This is a genomic window from Paracoccus sp. MKU1 (assembly GCF_001447385.1).
Taxonomy (GTDB): Bacteria; Pseudomonadota; Alphaproteobacteria; order Rhodobacterales; family Rhodobacteraceae; genus Paracoccus.
Genome location: NZ_LLWQ01000138.1, coordinates 1 through 13,901, shown reverse-complemented (window position 1 = coordinate 13,901; position 13,901 = coordinate 1). Strand labels below are relative to the sequence as shown.

Annotated in this window: 10 protein-coding genes and 2 pseudogenes; all 12 read right to left on the bottom strand. The window is 64.3% G+C overall.

The genetic code is table 11. The annotated features are described in order from the left end of the window. A pseudogene (locus AQY21_RS08950) lies at positions 1 to 609 on the bottom strand (conjugal transfer protein TrbE); the annotation flags it as partial. Between the two features lie 10 nt (positions 610 to 619). Beyond that, entirely contained in the window at positions 620 to 901 is a 282-nt protein-coding gene (locus AQY21_RS08945; RefSeq protein ID WP_036749093.1) for a VirB3 family type IV secretion system protein, read from the bottom strand. Next, positions 901 to 1,230, bottom strand: a pseudogene (locus AQY21_RS08940) (TrbC/VirB2 family protein). Before AQY21_RS08940 ends, AQY21_RS08945 begins: the two are co-directional and overlap by 1 nt. Further along, complete coding sequence (gene trbB / locus AQY21_RS08935) at positions 1,227 to 2,225, bottom strand: P-type conjugative transfer ATPase TrbB (RefSeq protein WP_058097341.1); 999 nt, start codon at positions 2,223 to 2,225, stop codon at positions 1,227 to 1,229. The pseudogene AQY21_RS08940 and the gene trbB overlap by 4 nt, the downstream one beginning before the upstream one ends. Before the next feature lie 429 nt (positions 2,226 to 2,654). Then, on the bottom strand, positions 2,655 to 4,172 hold the full coding sequence (locus tag AQY21_RS08930; protein ID WP_058097340.1) for an ATP-binding domain-containing protein: 1,518 nt from the start codon (positions 4,170 to 4,172) through the stop codon (positions 2,655 to 2,657). Then, positions 4,172 to 5,938, bottom strand: a complete 1,767-nt coding sequence (locus AQY21_RS08925) for an ATP-dependent endonuclease (RefSeq protein WP_058097339.1) — start codon at positions 5,936 to 5,938, stop codon at positions 4,172 to 4,174. Before AQY21_RS08925 ends, AQY21_RS08930 begins: the two co-directional genes overlap by 1 nt. A 92-nt stretch (positions 5,939 to 6,030) precedes the next feature. Next, positions 6,031 to 7,197: a reverse transcriptase family protein gene (locus AQY21_RS08920; RefSeq protein WP_082658052.1), complete on the bottom strand. Its 1,167-nt coding sequence runs from the start codon at positions 7,195 to 7,197 to the stop codon at positions 6,031 to 6,033. A 176-nt stretch (positions 7,198 to 7,373) separates the two neighbouring features. Further along, positions 7,374 to 8,630, bottom strand: a complete 1,257-nt coding sequence (locus AQY21_RS08915; protein WP_058097337.1) for a hypothetical protein — start codon at positions 8,628 to 8,630, stop codon at positions 7,374 to 7,376. A 275-nt stretch (positions 8,631 to 8,905) separates the two neighbouring features. Beyond that, positions 8,906 to 9,349, bottom strand: a complete 444-nt coding sequence (locus tag AQY21_RS08910; protein ID WP_058097336.1) for a hypothetical protein — start codon at positions 9,347 to 9,349, stop codon at positions 8,906 to 8,908. Between the two features lie 4 nt (positions 9,350 to 9,353). Beyond that, a complete protein-coding gene (locus AQY21_RS08905; RefSeq protein ID WP_058097335.1) occupies positions 9,354 to 11,342 on the bottom strand; it encodes a conjugal transfer protein TraG in 1,989 nt (662 codons plus the stop codon). Positions 11,343 to 11,366: 24 nt separating this feature from the next. Then, positions 11,367 to 13,112, bottom strand: a complete 1,746-nt coding sequence (locus AQY21_RS08900; RefSeq protein ID WP_058097334.1) for a VirD2 family relaxase/mobilization nuclease — start codon at positions 13,110 to 13,112, stop codon at positions 11,367 to 11,369. A 243-nt stretch (positions 13,113 to 13,355) separates the two neighbouring features. Beyond that, the coding region (locus AQY21_RS08895) for a lytic transglycosylase domain-containing protein (RefSeq protein WP_058097333.1) at positions 13,356 to 13,901 on the bottom strand (546 nt) is incomplete at its 5' end.

Below are 13,901 nucleotides of genomic sequence, written 5' to 3'. Positions count from 1 at the left end.
CACCTCGGGCACACGCACGCGATGCCGGTTGGTCGAGATGGTGGAATGGAGGTAGGTCAGCGTGCCAGCGTCATCGAGCCAGCGGCATTCCGGCATCATGCCGTCGAGCAACGCCAGCACGCGATCGGTGCGGTCGATAAAGCCACGCACCAGCTCCCACGGGTTCACGCCCGAGGTCTCGCGCCCCTCATAGAGCCAGGATTCCGAGCGTGCGGCATCTTCTGCGGGCGGGAGCCAGAGGAAGGTCAGGAAATAGCCCGAGACGAAATGGCTGCCCTCCTCCTCGAAATCGGCCTTGCGCTCGGCATCGACCAGCGCCGAGGCGGGATCGGGGAAACGGCTGGCCGGATAGGTGGCGGCCTCCGAGCGCTGCGCCTCGACGAAGATGGCCCAGCCTGAGCCGAGGCGGCGGAAGGCGTTGTTCAGCCGTCCGGCCACCGCGACCAGTTCGGCCGCGACGGCGGAATCCAGATCGGGTCCGCGAAACTTCGCGGTCCGCTGGAATGAACCGTCCTTGTTGAGCACGACGCCCGAGCCGATCAGCGCCACCCAGGGGAGATAATCGGCGAGGCGGGATGCGGTGCGGCGGTATTCCGCGAGATTCATCATGGCTCGGACCTCACACCGAGAGAAAAGCCGGGATGCGCAGGTGGCGGCGCGCGACCTCGACGAAGAACGGATCGCGCTTGGCCGCCCAGACGGCAGCGATGTGACCGACCGCCCAGATCAGGATGCCGGCGAGCCAGAGCTGAAGGCCGAGGCCGACCGCACCGGCGAGCGTGCCGTTCAGGATGGCGACGGAGCGCGGCGCCCCGCCGAGCAGGATCGGCTCGGTCAGGGCGCGGTGAACCGGGATCGAGAAACCCGGCACTTCGTCGAGCGCTTCGAACGCGAGCGCCATCAGACCAGCGCCCCGCCGCCGAAGCTGAAAAAGGACAGGAAGAAGCTCGACGCCGCAAAGGCGATGGAGATCCCGAATACGATCTGGATCAGGCGCCTGAAACCGCCGCCGGTGTCGCCGAAGGCCAGCGTCAGGCCTGTGACGATGATGATGATCACGGCGACGATCTTCGCCACTGGCCCTTCTACGGATTCGAGAATGGATTGCAGCGGCGCTTCCTAGGGCATCGAGGAGCCCGAGGCAAGGGCCGGAGACGTCATCAGGCTCGCGCAGGCGACGATGGCAGCGGTTGCGACATGGTGGCGGATACGAAAGGCGCGACGGATCATTCAGTTTCTCCAGTGTTGTAAGCGGTGTCGGGTTCTGAAGTGGCGGGTGAAATCCGGTAGTCGCCGTCCGGCCCAAGCCCGTCGACGCGGGCAAGCTCGGCAAGGCGTCGCGCTGAACCGCGACCAGCGAGAACGGCGACGAGATCGATGGTCTCCGCGATCATGGCGCGGGGGACGGTAACGACAGCTTCTTGGATGAGTTGTTCGAGACGGCGCAGCGCCCCGATCCCGGAGCCGGCATGAATAGTCCCGATGCCGCCAGGGTGTCCGGTGCCCCAGGCTTTGAGGAGATCGAGCGCCTCGGCCCCACGCACCTCGCCGATGGGGATTCGATCGGGGCGCAGGCGCAGGGACGACCGCACCAGTTCGGCCAAGGTGGCGACGCCATCCTTGGTCCGCATGGCGACGAGATTAGGCGCGGCGCATTGCAGCTCGCGGGTATCCTCGATGATGACGACGCGATCCTGCGTCTTCGCCACCTCAGCGAGTAGTGCGTTCGTGAGCGTCGTTTTGCCTGTGCTCGTGCCGCCGGCAACCAGTATATTGGCGCAAGATGCAACGGCCGCGCGCAGCGTCTCGGCCTGATCGGCATCCATGATGCCCGCCGCAACATAATCGTCCAGGCTGAACACGGCGACGGCGGGCTTGCGAATGGCAAAGGCGGGCGCAGCGACGACGGGCGGCAGCAATCCCTCAAAGCGCTCCCCGGTTTCCGGCAGTTCGGCCGAGACGCGCGGGCTGCGCGTATGCACTTCGACGCCCACATGGTGGGCCACCAGCCGCACGATGCGCTCGCCGTCTGTGGCGGAGAGTATCTCGCCGGTATCTGACAGACCCTCCGACAGCCGGTCCACCCAGATCCGGCCATCGGGGTTCAGCATGACCTCGACAACAGATGGGTCTTGCAGGAGGTTCGAGATGGCAGGCCCGAGCGCCGTCCGGAGCATGCGCGCGCCGCGGTCCACACTTGCCTGTTCGTGGTTGATGCCTGCCATCTCGTCCCCGTTCCACCGGGGAGGCGAGAGAAGATCCCCGGATGGGGATCACTAAAAGAGCCGCAACACGGACCGATTCAACAAGTTTCGGCCGTCGTAGTAGTGTGGGATAAAAATACAGGAGATTGGCGGTTGTGCCTCTCAGCACCAAGATGGAGCTGCATAGTTGAACCGTTTGGCAAGAGCGGAGCGACTCGACGAGTCATACCGCTTCGCGGGACAGAGCTGCCATTCGCTACGGCAGCGACCAGTGTTCGCTTCTGGGTGGATTCCTGCTCGACCGCTTCTGAGCGGCGGAGATGGGAAAGCAGCCATCCAAGTGGCCGCCGCAGTTCGAATGCAAAGCGCTCGATCTCAGCCATCGCGGGTTCCGGAACACTGGAGAGACGTAGTGAAAAAGAACAGACCTCGTCGTCGACGAGCCGCTTCCTACAGGTTGAACAGCGGACTGGGCTTCGCTTTCGAAACGACCAGCATCAGCGAGCGGGTCGCCCGACTGAGCGCGACATATAGCCGGGCGCGCGACGCCTTGGTGTTCGAAAAATTGTCAGCGTCGCACGGTAGGACCATCACATTTTCGAATTCGAGGCCTTTGGCCTTGTGGATCGTGCTGATCGCTTTCATCGGCAGCTGTGGTCGGGCGTGGGTGCGTCGCCGAGCGATTTCGGCAAAGCCGTCATCGGCATCCTCGAACCGGCCGAGCAGGATCGCCTCGGCAAACTCGCGGCCATGATGGATGCGGACGTCAGCAAAGGCCGCTTCATTCGCTGCCAGGCTCCGCAGGTGGTTGAGCGCTCGTGCCACGCCGCGATGATCCGGGCACTCGACGATATGACGAGCCATCGCCTGGAGATGCTGCGGCTTGCCGTTGCAAGGTTTGGCGCATCCCTCCTGCGCCTCGAGCACGAAGCGGTTGCCGAAGGCCGTCGGCGAAAACCCCGAGGCGACCGAGCCCATGAATGTGAGCATGCCGCGCGCCAGTGACTCGGCATTGCCCTGATGGGCCGCACAATGCGCGGCGAGCGTGGACAGCCCTTCGCGAACATGGCCTTCCCAGATCGGCAGGCGCCGGTTGAAGAAGGCACGCAAGGCGGTGACGCGATCATTTTGTCCGGTAAGGACGAGCAAAGACGGCGCGTTGGCGCGTGCGTAGATTGCAGGACTCTCTTGCGCGTCCACTCGGAACCCGGTGCGCTGCGGTGAGCTGTTCTCGGCAACATGGACGGTGAGCCCGGCCGGAAGGTTGCCGGTGAGGTCGATCTTGCCGCCATCACGCAGCGTCGCGCGCGAGGCGAGGATCCAGGCGCCGAGCTCGGGCTGGACGTTTGCCCAGCGATGAGGCTGGTCGAGTTCCTCAAACCGATCGGCTGCGGCCTTGAGATTCTCCCAGCGCTGTTCTGCGGCGGCGGTTTGCGCCTGGGTGCCGGTGAAGATCATTTGCATCGGATCGGCGAACACACGAAGCTGCGCCCCGCCGCGATGCAGCGCCATGACAAGTGTATGCTGGTCGGCGCTTGCGTCCTGATGCTCGTCGCAGACGACGATCGGATAACGCCGGGCCACACAGTCCGCGATCGCAGGATGCCGGGTCAGCAGGCGTGCCACCCTCTCGCCCAGCAGGTCGTACCCTTTTGGGGTGCGCCGTGCCCAAGCGCCGACATCCTCAGGCAGGCCAAGGGGGTGGCGGTAGGCGCCGGCGATCTCGATCACGAGCCCGTCGATCGTGCGAATCTCGACGTGGCGGCTGAGACCGTGCGTCCGGCCGGCAAAGACGTCGCAGGCGGCATTGGTGTGAGTCAAAATGAGCAGTCGTCCGTCGCCGAGGGCGGGCGCGATGTCGCAGGCGTAGCGGGCGCCCTGATAAGTCTTGCCGCAGCCGCCCGGCGCCTCGACGACCACGAGGCGCGCGGCGGAGCGAAGCGCTTGGGCGACCGTCGCGTCTGACATCAGACGACCGCTTGCGCGGCCCCGAGCCCGACGGCCCCTCGGACAGCATTGACGAACGGGAGAAGCTGGGGCGCGACATGCGGCCAGAGCCCAAACGCGAAGAGCTTGTCGGCGAGTTCGGCGCCGCCCGCGACGCTCTTGAACCAGCGCTGGCCGTGCTTCTTCCACGCCTTTTTCTGCGCCTCAGGCGCGTTCGGATCGGCGGGAGCGGTACCGCACGCTGCCGCGATCATCAGCGAGCGGATATCGTCTGTCGCAGCGAGGATCGCCGCAAGCGACTTATCCTCCAGATTCAGTCGATCGGCCAAGGTTCGCAGCCGCTCGCCAACATCACCGTCGGGCTCGGCAATGAAGGCCTCTAGCTGGTGATCCTGAAGGTGCGGGATGAGGTTGGTTTCAAGGCATCCGTCCGGCCAGCGCATGAGGAGATCGCCGAGCTGGTCCTTGGTCTGTTGCCACAGGCCCTGCTGTGTGCCCTCATTGTCCGCGAAGCCGGCAACTTTGAGCCCGCTCGTCGCGAGGCCACGTAGTACAGTCAACGCTTCCGAATTGCTGCCGCCGTCGCTGACCCAGATTCCGTGACGACGGAGGTCCTCCCCGAGCGAACGGTTGAGCAGATTGGTGACGAATCCGACTTCGGTCGCGCCTTCGGCGATCACTGCCACTCGCGCGAGGAAGGTCTCGGGATCGCGCTTCTGCTGCGCCGCGACCGATGCCGGAAGCCTCCCGATCTTGCCGCCGGCGTCCACATACCAAAGCGTGGCCGTGGCGGCGGCGTGGACGGCAGGCGCGCTGTGCGTCGTCACGAACACCTGCGAAGGGCTCGCGAGCAGCTCCTCGATCAGAATGCGCTGGCGGTAGGATTCAAGGCCGCGTTCGATCTCATCGACGACCATGATCGGATGCTCGGCATGATGGGCTGCGGCGACCTCGAGCGCCGCAAGCCGGCGTGTCCCCGCACCCCAGCTCGCCATGGGCAGCATGGTGCCGTCCTTGGTTGCGGTGAGGCCGATCAGCGCATTGAGCGAAAAACCCGGCCCGCCGACCAGACCAAGGCCGAGCTGGCTGGGCAAAGTGCGCTTCTGGAACCGCTCATCGAGATCACCGAGCGCGATCTTCGCACTCTCCTTGAGCTCGCCATGCACGTCTGTTTCCCCGATCTTATCCGCCAGACGTGATCGCAATGTCTTGTCGCTGAGCAGGCGGTCGAGCGCCGATCCCTGGATCAGGCGGAGGTCGCGATCGTTGCGATCGTCGCCCCCGAGCCGCACGACGCCGATATTACGGCGGACCGAAACCGGGAAATGATCGACGGTGTCGTCGGGCTGGCAGATTTCGTGTTGCAGTTCAAAATCGGGCGTCCCACAGACGCGCACGCAGAACACAGGATCGAGCGGCTGGCCGTCATTGGCCTCAAGATCGGGAAGCTTCGGGCCATCCACGCTCCATTCCCAGGGCCAGCTCGACTTGCGTTGCTCGACGATGCCACAGTTCAGGGGCAGCGCCATAGCGGCGGCAATCTCGAAGCCGTCCTCGTGCCGGCGTTGCCAATAATCGGCATCTGACAGCATTGCCGCATTGGTTGGGCTGAGAAGAAGCGCGATGGCGTCCAGAATGGTGCTCTTGCCCACGTCGCCGCCGCCCAGGAGCACGTTCATGCCTTTGCCGGGGAACCACGACAGCGCCTCGATCCCCCTGAACCGCTTGATCGACAGGTGGCGAATGTAGGGCGCGAAGTCGGCCGGTTGTTGAGCATTTTCTGCCATTGGCTCAAATTACGGTTTGCGACTGGAACGGTCCAGCATTGAGATTGGTTTTCGGCACTATATTCGAAGATATTGCGCTTGGCGGCGGGAGCTCAGTCATCCCAGCCGCTTTCGATCTGGCGGGGCTGGATAGGCGGCCAGTCGACTGAGGCGAATTGCTCAAGCGCTTGCTGGCCAAAGGCTGGTTCGACCTGCTGGGCCCAGGCGATCAGGCCACGAACATGATGATAGAGACTAGAGACGCCGGTCTTGCGCGCCAGAGCATGCTTGGCAGGCCCATAAGCGGGTGAGGATAGATAATGGAGATGGAGACGGATCATGTCTTTATAGGCGCGCTGTAGGCGAGGCATTGGGCCGTCGACCAGCATGCCCAAAACGATCCGGCGCGTGCCGGGGCCACGGATCACGGTCTTGCGCTGATTGTGCCGGAACCCCGAGTCGTTGAGAATCGCGCACACGTCGCGCTGAAGCCTGCGCATCTCCCCCAGCGAGCGATCGGCGTCGGTGGAAAAGGCCAGATCGTCGGCGTAGCGCGAGTAGCGCAGCCCGCGTTCCTCGGCTAGCCGCGCCAGGAGTGTATCGATACGCAGCATTGCGAGATTGGCGAGCATCGGGCTCGTTGGCGCACCTTGCGGAAGAATGCCTTCATAACCAAGCGCGTAGAAGTCGATCGGGCCTTTGTGTGGCGCAGGGTTCTTTCCGGGCCCTCGATCGAGCCCGATAGTGCAAAGTCGTGCAAATTCGAAGGACAGTAACTTGGGAAAGCCCAGCCAGGCAAAGATCGCCGAGACCGTCCCTTCACTCACCGAGTGAAAGAAATCCTCGATATCAACCTTCAACAGCCATTTGGTGTTGGGGTGCTGTTCAGCGGCCTGGACTGGCGAAGATTCTGGATGGAAGGCGAAGCTTGCCGGATGGACGGGCGCATAGCGAAGGACATGATCGACTAGCCAGCGCTGCGCGATCGCTAGGCTCTTCGGCGGAATCGAGATCATCCGCTTGGCGGATCGGCCTGGGATACGCTTCTTCAGAAGGACGAACCGGTATTTCGTGTGCCCGCGACGCGCGACCGTCCGACGCAGGAATAGATAGGGTAGCTCGGTCAGTACCGAGAAATGGCGCAGAGTCAGCACCGGGGTAATGCGAGGGTCTGTCGCTCGTATGCGGGCGAGCGCCGCTAATGCATTTTCAAGCGTGACTGCATCGATGCCGTGGCGGCGAGCGCCAGATGCGTAGCGTTGAGGGCTCGGTGCGGACATCTACTTCGACCCACTCAGGTGGGTGGGACAGCAAGTCTCGTCCAAGACCCCGCCAGCCGTGACTTGCTGTCTCGCGCAGCGCGAAGGTCCTGCTCCGATGCACGGACCCGGGAAATCCCTGGCCCCAGGTTCCCAAGGAACCTGTCGCCGCTTGCGCGGCGCATTTCTAAACTCCCTCACCGGGCCCTCAACTGGCTAGGATAATAGTAGGGCAAGTCCTCGGTGGGAAGCACAACCGTGCGGGCGCGCCGTAACTGAAGCCGCCGAAGCTCGCGCTGGCCAAGAACGGTCAGGGTGTTACGCAGGCTCGTCCAGCGGGCGATGCGGGTGAACACAAGAATCTGCTCGACATTGGCGAGCGACAGCCGCGTGCGAGCAGAAGCGCTGGCCGCCGTGCGAGATCCATCTTTGAGCGCGGTCAGAACCAGCATCGTTTCGACCCAGCGGCGACGGGTTGGATCGGCGAGGAATCGCTCTGCCGTCCGGATTTGCAGAACTGCCCGAGCGCGGTCGGCGAGGGCATCGGCATTGGCCGCCGGAAAATGCATGTCGGCGCCGAGCGCGCTACGGTTGCGGAAAAGCGGCACCCATCCTTTTCGATCGCTATGTAGGACAGGCGGCGCATTGTTAGGCATGCCATGCGAGAAGGCGATAAGCGCGCCGGCCGAGCCGAAGCCGAACGGATAGCGGCTACGGTGAGGATGGGCGCGGCACAGTGCCAAGACCGCATCGCGGTCCACGCCGACAAATGAGGTGAAGATGGTGGGGCAGGCATGGACCACACGGGCGTTTGGCCCCGAGCGGTGCGATCGGACGTGTTTCAGCCCATCTTCAGTCCCGGAATAGGCGACCACGGCAAATCGGACGAGGCCGTAGGAGTGCCAACTACGGATTGTGGCGACACGCCAGAACGCCTCGAGCATTTCCCACACGCGCTTGCCCGAGCCGATGAAGTCGGTGACGATGACAATGTGACTGACGCGGCCGGTGCGCAGCGCGTCGGGTCCGGGATGGCTCAGCACGCGGTCCCGGTGCAGGCGCTCATATCCGGTAATGAAATTGGCGATCGAGCCTTCGCTGCCGACCTCTTGATCGCTTGGGTCGATGACGATGGGCGGCATGCCGGTGCCTGTGGCGCGCCCCTCATCGGTACCCGGAAAGAAGGGAAGGACTTCGTGGCGGACGAAGCCATATTCGTCATCCTTGGCATCGCGGGTCTCCACGGCGCGCTCAGCGAACAGCGCTATCGGCCGGTCCTGATCGCCCTCGTCGCGGTTTGTGGTGGTCTCGTCGAGCAGTAAGCGCAGCCCCCGGTAAAGAGCATCGTGGCCGACCAACATCACGGCGTCGGCCAACTGTTCGGCCACAAGACGCTCCGCTCCGGAAAACTGCGCCAGCCAATCGCGCGGAAAATCGGTTTGCGACAGGCTCATGGCCAGACCGAACCTCCCCTTTTTGTCCTCTAGGCAGCCTGTCTTTATACTGGGTTCTAAGCAAGCAGATTTAAGTCCAAGACGACGGATTCTCGGGCCGCTTTTGGTCTGAGTCCTTGGTTTTCCGAAATTTCAGCTTTCCGATACTGCTGTTTAAAACCAGACTGTCCGCATATGGGCGACGTGGCAAGCCTCCCGAATGTCGAGAATGAGGTCGCGAGCGGACACGAGATCGCGACCGACCGGCATCTTAGCGGCTCAAACCGGCCGACCAACTAGCTGATCTCTGCCCCGTGATCTGGTCCGCTCATATCCTCCGACACCTCCTGCCGAAGCTTCGGCCCTTGGGCGAGCCGCCTGCCGAGCGCCGCAATGAAGCCCTCATACCGCTCTCCTACCTTGGCTTTGGCCGCGTTTGCGGCGGGTTCCGGTAGAGCTGGCGTCGTGGCTAGCCAGAAGCGGATGAAGACCGCCAGGGTTTCGACAGCAATTCCAACATCCCGCTCCACACGCGTCATACGGCGGTCCATCTGATCGAGGCGCCGCGCGATGATCGCCTCCCGGCGCTCGGCGTCGTCGGGCGACAGAAACGACGCGATCGCGGCCTCGGCGATCATGGACTGCGAGCGATCCCGACGATCGGCAAATTCCACCAGAGCCTTCTCGATGGCCGGGTCCAGATAAACCGTGACCTTTCTCTTTTTCCGGGGATTGGCCATGTCGCTAGAGATCCATGCCGTCGCCGGGATTCATCGAGACCTGACGCGCAACGCCCTGAACATTACGGATCATGCGCCGGTTCTGGGCGGCTTCTTCGTCAACATCATCGGACAGCCCAGCCTCCCATTCGCTTTCGATGGGCTTTTTGTTCTCCGCCGGCTTCACGCGGCCGAGTTCAGGCTGCAGCCTCCGTTCTGATTGGGTCGGGTCTTCATCCTCGGCTGGTTCAGGCGAAGGATCTTCGCTGGAATATTCGGGCCGCGCCGGAATCGGCAACGCGGTCCAGTCGTCCGTCTGCGGCGTCTCGGGCGGCGTCAGCTCCGGTGGCGAGAGCAGGCGTTCGCGAAACCGCTCGTCCTCGAAATACCGCGCCTTCTTCGCCCGAACCGGCGGGATGCCGGCGACCATGACGATCTCGTCGCTCGGGGGAAGCTGCATGATCTCGCCCGGTGTGAGCAACTGGCGTGCGGTCTCCGAGCGGGACACCATGAGATGGCCGAGCCAAGGAGACAAGCGGTGCCCCGCATAGTTCTTCATCGCCTTCATCTCGGTGGCGGTGCCGAGTGCGTCGGAAACCCGCTTGGCGGTACGCTCGTCGTTGGTGGCAAAGCTCACGCGGACATGGCAGTTGTCGAGGATCGAGTTGTTCGGCCCATAGGCTTTCTCGATCTGGTTCAGCGACTGCGCGATCAGGAAGCTCTTGAGGCCATAGCCCGCCATGAAGGCCAACGCAGTCTCGAAGAAGTCCAGTCTCCCAAGCGCGGGAAACTCGTCCAGCATCAGCAGCAAGCGGTGCCGGCCGGCGTTTTCCTGCAAATCCTCGGTGAGGCGACGACCGACCTGATTGAGCAGCAATCGCATCAGGGGCTTGGTGCGGTTGATGTCCGACGGCGGCACGACGAGGTAGAGGGTCGCCGGCCGCTCGCCCCCGACGATATCGCTGATCCGCCAGTCGCAGCGGCGCGTCACCTCCGCGACCACGGGATCGCGATAGAGGCCCAAGAAAGACATGGCCGTCGACAACACGCCGGACATTTCGTTGTCGGATTTGTTGCGCAATTCGCGCGCGGCGCTGGCGACGACGGGATGCGGCCCCGCTTCGCCCAAATGCGGGGTCCGCATCATGGCAAGCAGGGTGGATTCCACCGGGCGCTTAGGGTCGGACAGGAATTTGGCGACGCCCGCCAGCGTCTTGTCCGGCTCGGCATAAAGGACATGCAGGATCGCGCCGACGAGGAGCGAATGGCTGGTCTTTTCCCAGTGATTCCTTTTGTCCAGGGAACCCTCCGGGTCCACCAGAATATCGGCGATGTTCTGGACGTCGCGCACCTCCCACTGACCGCGCCGCACCTCGAGCAGCGGATTGTATGCCGAGGAGTTCGGATTGGTGGGATCGAAGAGCAGCACCCGGCCATGCTGCGCGCGGAAACCGGAGGTGAGCTGCCAGTTCTCGCCCTTAATGTCGTGGACGATGGCCGAGCCCGGCCAAGTCAGGAGCGACGGGATGACCAGACCGACGCCCTTGCCGGATCGGGTCGGCGCAAAGCAGAGCACATGCTCCGGGCCGTCATGGCGAAGATACTCGCGGTCATAACGGCCGAGGACGACGCCATCGGGATCGAGCAGTCCCGCCTTCCTGATCTCCGAGGTCTCTGCCCATCGCGCCGAGCCATAGGTGGCGACGTTCTTGGCCTCGCGCGCCCGCCAGACCGACATGCCGATGGCGACCGCGATGGCGATGAAGCCGCCGGAGGCCGCAATGATGCCCCCCTTCGCAAAGATCGGCGGCGCATAGGCTTCATAGAAATACCACCACCAGAAGATCGCCGGCGGGTAGTAGATCGGCGTCCCGAACAGCTCGAACCAGGGCGGGCCGAGTTGCGGCTGATAGCCGAGGCTCCAGGCGACATACTGCGTCGCGCCCCAGGTGGTGGCGAGGATGATGAGGAAGACGATACTGATCTGTCCCCAGAGGATCTTGGTCGCCGACATTACGATTGTCCTTTCCGGTTGATGTCAGAGGCCGAGGCCGCGCTTGCGGCCGAATTCCCAATCGACGCCGCCATCGTCACGAGCGACGCCTGAGACATGGCGGCCGATCTGCTTTTCGAGGGAGGGTGACCAGGGCACGAGCTGGAAGCCGAGGCCGTCGTCGATCATGGCGAAGCGGCCGGAGGCCAGCGCAAGCCGTTGACGGTAGGCGCCGGCGACATATTCGCCGCTGGCTGCGCGATTGAACGGCAGCCCGGTCTCAGAGGCGAGTTTCTCGCCGAGCGCATCGATCTCGCGCTGGCGCAGGGTGCTGAGGAGGCGACGCGCAAAGACGACGCGGCCGCCCTGGCCTTGCCGCTCGGCCAGACCCTCGCCGATGAGATGCTCGGCACGTTCATCAAGTGCCTGACGGACTTCCGCGCCGAAGCCGCTGTCCGACAGGGCAATGGGTTCGCGTGCAATCGCCTGCCGGTCGAGCCAGGTCGCGCCCGTGGCGCCGACCTGAGCGCCGAGATCGAGATCGGAGCGGACGGCGAGCGCAACACGGCGCTGCCCTTGCGCGTCCTCCCAGGAGCGCAATTCCACGATCGAACCGGGCGGGCTGTCGCCCGTGGCATCGAGGTGCGGCAGCCTGATATGATGGGTGCGGCCGTCGGTACCGTCGACCACGGCATAGGCCGTGCCCTTCAACTCGTCATCGAGGCCGCGTTCGACCAGTCGGCCGACGATGGGAACGTCGAGGCTTTCGCCCGCAAGAACATAGCTGGCCGAGCCGCGCTCGATGCCGCGCTCTGTGAGCGCGCGGTGCATACGCTTGATGATGTCGCCGCGTTCGCCCATCTCGCGCAGCACAGTCTCGGCTTCGGGCCTGATGAACCATTGCGCGTGTCCGATTTGGCCGGCCAATCCGCGGATTTCGAGGGTGCGCAGCCGCCCCACCTTCAGCGCATGGAACTCGTCCGGCTGGCGGTCGGCAGGCGGAGCGAGATCTATAATCCCGGACTTGTGGGCGTCACGGACAAGCTGTCGGTCAAGCTGGGTCCAGCGTTCCGCCTCGACCTGGCGCTCCAGATTGCGGTGGATCTGCAGATCGGTGCGTGGGCCGAGTTCCTGCGTGACGAGATCCTGTGCGCGGGCGCGCATCCCCTCCTTGATGTAGTCGCGGGAGATCACGAGGTCCTGGCCGTCGTCCGCGCGGCCACGCAGGATGATGTGGATATGGGGATTGTCGGTATTCCAGTGATCGACCGCGACCCAATCGAGCCGGGTGCCGAGATCCTTTTCCATCTGCCCCATCAGCTCACGGGCGTGCGCCTTGAGGTCGGTCATGTCGACGGCATCCTCCGGCGAGACGATGAACCGAAAATGATGCCTGTCGTCCCGGCACCTCTCCGCGAAGGCGCCGGCATCCATGTCGTCGATTTCCGGGCCGAACATCCGTGCCTTTTCCCCGTCGCGGGTCACGCCATCGCGGCGCAGGTAATTGAGGTGGGCGCCGAGCGGAGCGGAACGTGCGGTATGGCGCACCACGCGGGTCTTGATGACGACGACACGCGAGCGCCCGCTCAGCAGACGATTGGCCTGGATGCTGGCGCGCTGGCCGCGCCCGAAGCGCGAGCGGTTGCCGGACGTGATCCTCCCGGAGCGTGAGACGCGGCCGCCGGCCTTCTGGGCGGCGGCGAGCGCCTGGGCGACAAAAGGCCGGGCCTGCTGCACACGGGTCGAGCGGATGCGTCCCGGACGGATGCGGAACTCGCTGTCATCTGACATGGCGCAGCCCCGCACGGTGCAAAAGGATGCGGAATATCAGGAGGATGGGCGCGCAGCGCACGGTGCGCGCCAGCGCCGCACGGCGCGGAACGCGACGGAAAACCCCGCAAAAACAACCGCCCAACCGAAGCGCACCGTGCGCCTTTTTATCTCGCCATCCTTCGGTCGGGGTGCCTGCCGCCACCCCTCGCGCCCTCGATGACACGCCAGCACACGACGGGATGCGAATTGCGTTGCCGCTGCTCATGGCTGGTCCCCACCGGCATTGCGGGTGACGAAGAGGCCCTCCGGCTGCAAGGCGGTGAGCGAGTCCGGTGCAGCCGGGAGGAGCGAAGGGGCGTCGTCCGGCGCACGACCCTGAAACGCTGGATCTGCGGGGGAAGCCCCATCTTCGCGCGCAACGAAGATCGACGCCTCGCGCCAGTCGAGCGGCCGGGCAGCAGCGGAAGCGGTGCCCGATGGCGCTTCGCCGTGCAGAATGGGCGCAAGCGAAGCGACATAGGCGCGCGTCTCGGCGGGCAGCGGACGATCCGCAAGGCGGTATTCGTCATAGCGACTGGGGCCTGCATTGTAGGCCGCGAGCATCGCGGCCACATTGCCGTAGCGATCCCACATCTCGCGCAGATAGGCCGTGCCCGCGAGGATGTTGTCGCGCGGCTCAAAGGGATCGTGGCCGAGAGCATGGCGGATGCGTAGCCCGGCCCAGGTGTCGGGCATCACCTGCATCAGCCCCATCGCGCCGGCGGAGGATGTGGCGCGCGCATCGCCCGCGCTTTCCGCCCGCATCAC

Bases quoted from the DNA above. Each gene is read 5' to 3' on its own strand.
- AQY21_RS08915 (WP_058097337.1), bottom strand. From the start codon at position 8,630: ATGAGCCTGTCGCAAACCGATTTTCCGCGCGATTGGCTGGCGCAGTTT.
- AQY21_RS08930 (WP_058097340.1), bottom strand. From the start codon at position 4,172: ATGTCAGACGCGACGGTCGCCCAAGCGCTTCGCTCCGCCGCGCGCCTC.
- AQY21_RS08905 (WP_058097335.1), bottom strand. From the start codon at position 11,342: ATGTCGGCGACCAAGATCCTCTGGGGACAGATCAGTATCGTCTTCCTC.
- trbB (WP_058097341.1), bottom strand. From the start codon at position 2,225: ATGGCAGGCATCAACCACGAACAGGCAAGTGTGGACCGCGGCGCGCGC.
- AQY21_RS08910 (WP_058097336.1), bottom strand. From the start codon at position 9,349: ATGGCCAATCCCCGGAAAAAGAGAAAGGTCACGGTTTATCTGGACCCG.
- AQY21_RS08945 (WP_036749093.1), bottom strand. From the start codon at position 901: ATGGCGCTCGCGTTCGAAGCGCTCGACGAAGTGCCGGGTTTCTCGATC.
- AQY21_RS08900 (WP_058097334.1), bottom strand. From the start codon at position 13,112: ATGTCAGATGACAGCGAGTTCCGCATCCGTCCGGGACGCATCCGCTCG.
- AQY21_RS08920 (WP_082658052.1), bottom strand. From the start codon at position 7,197: ATGTCCGCACCGAGCCCTCAACGCTACGCATCTGGCGCTCGCCGCCAC.
- AQY21_RS08925 (WP_058097339.1), bottom strand. From the start codon at position 5,938: ATGGCAGAAAATGCTCAACAACCGGCCGACTTCGCGCCCTACATTCGC.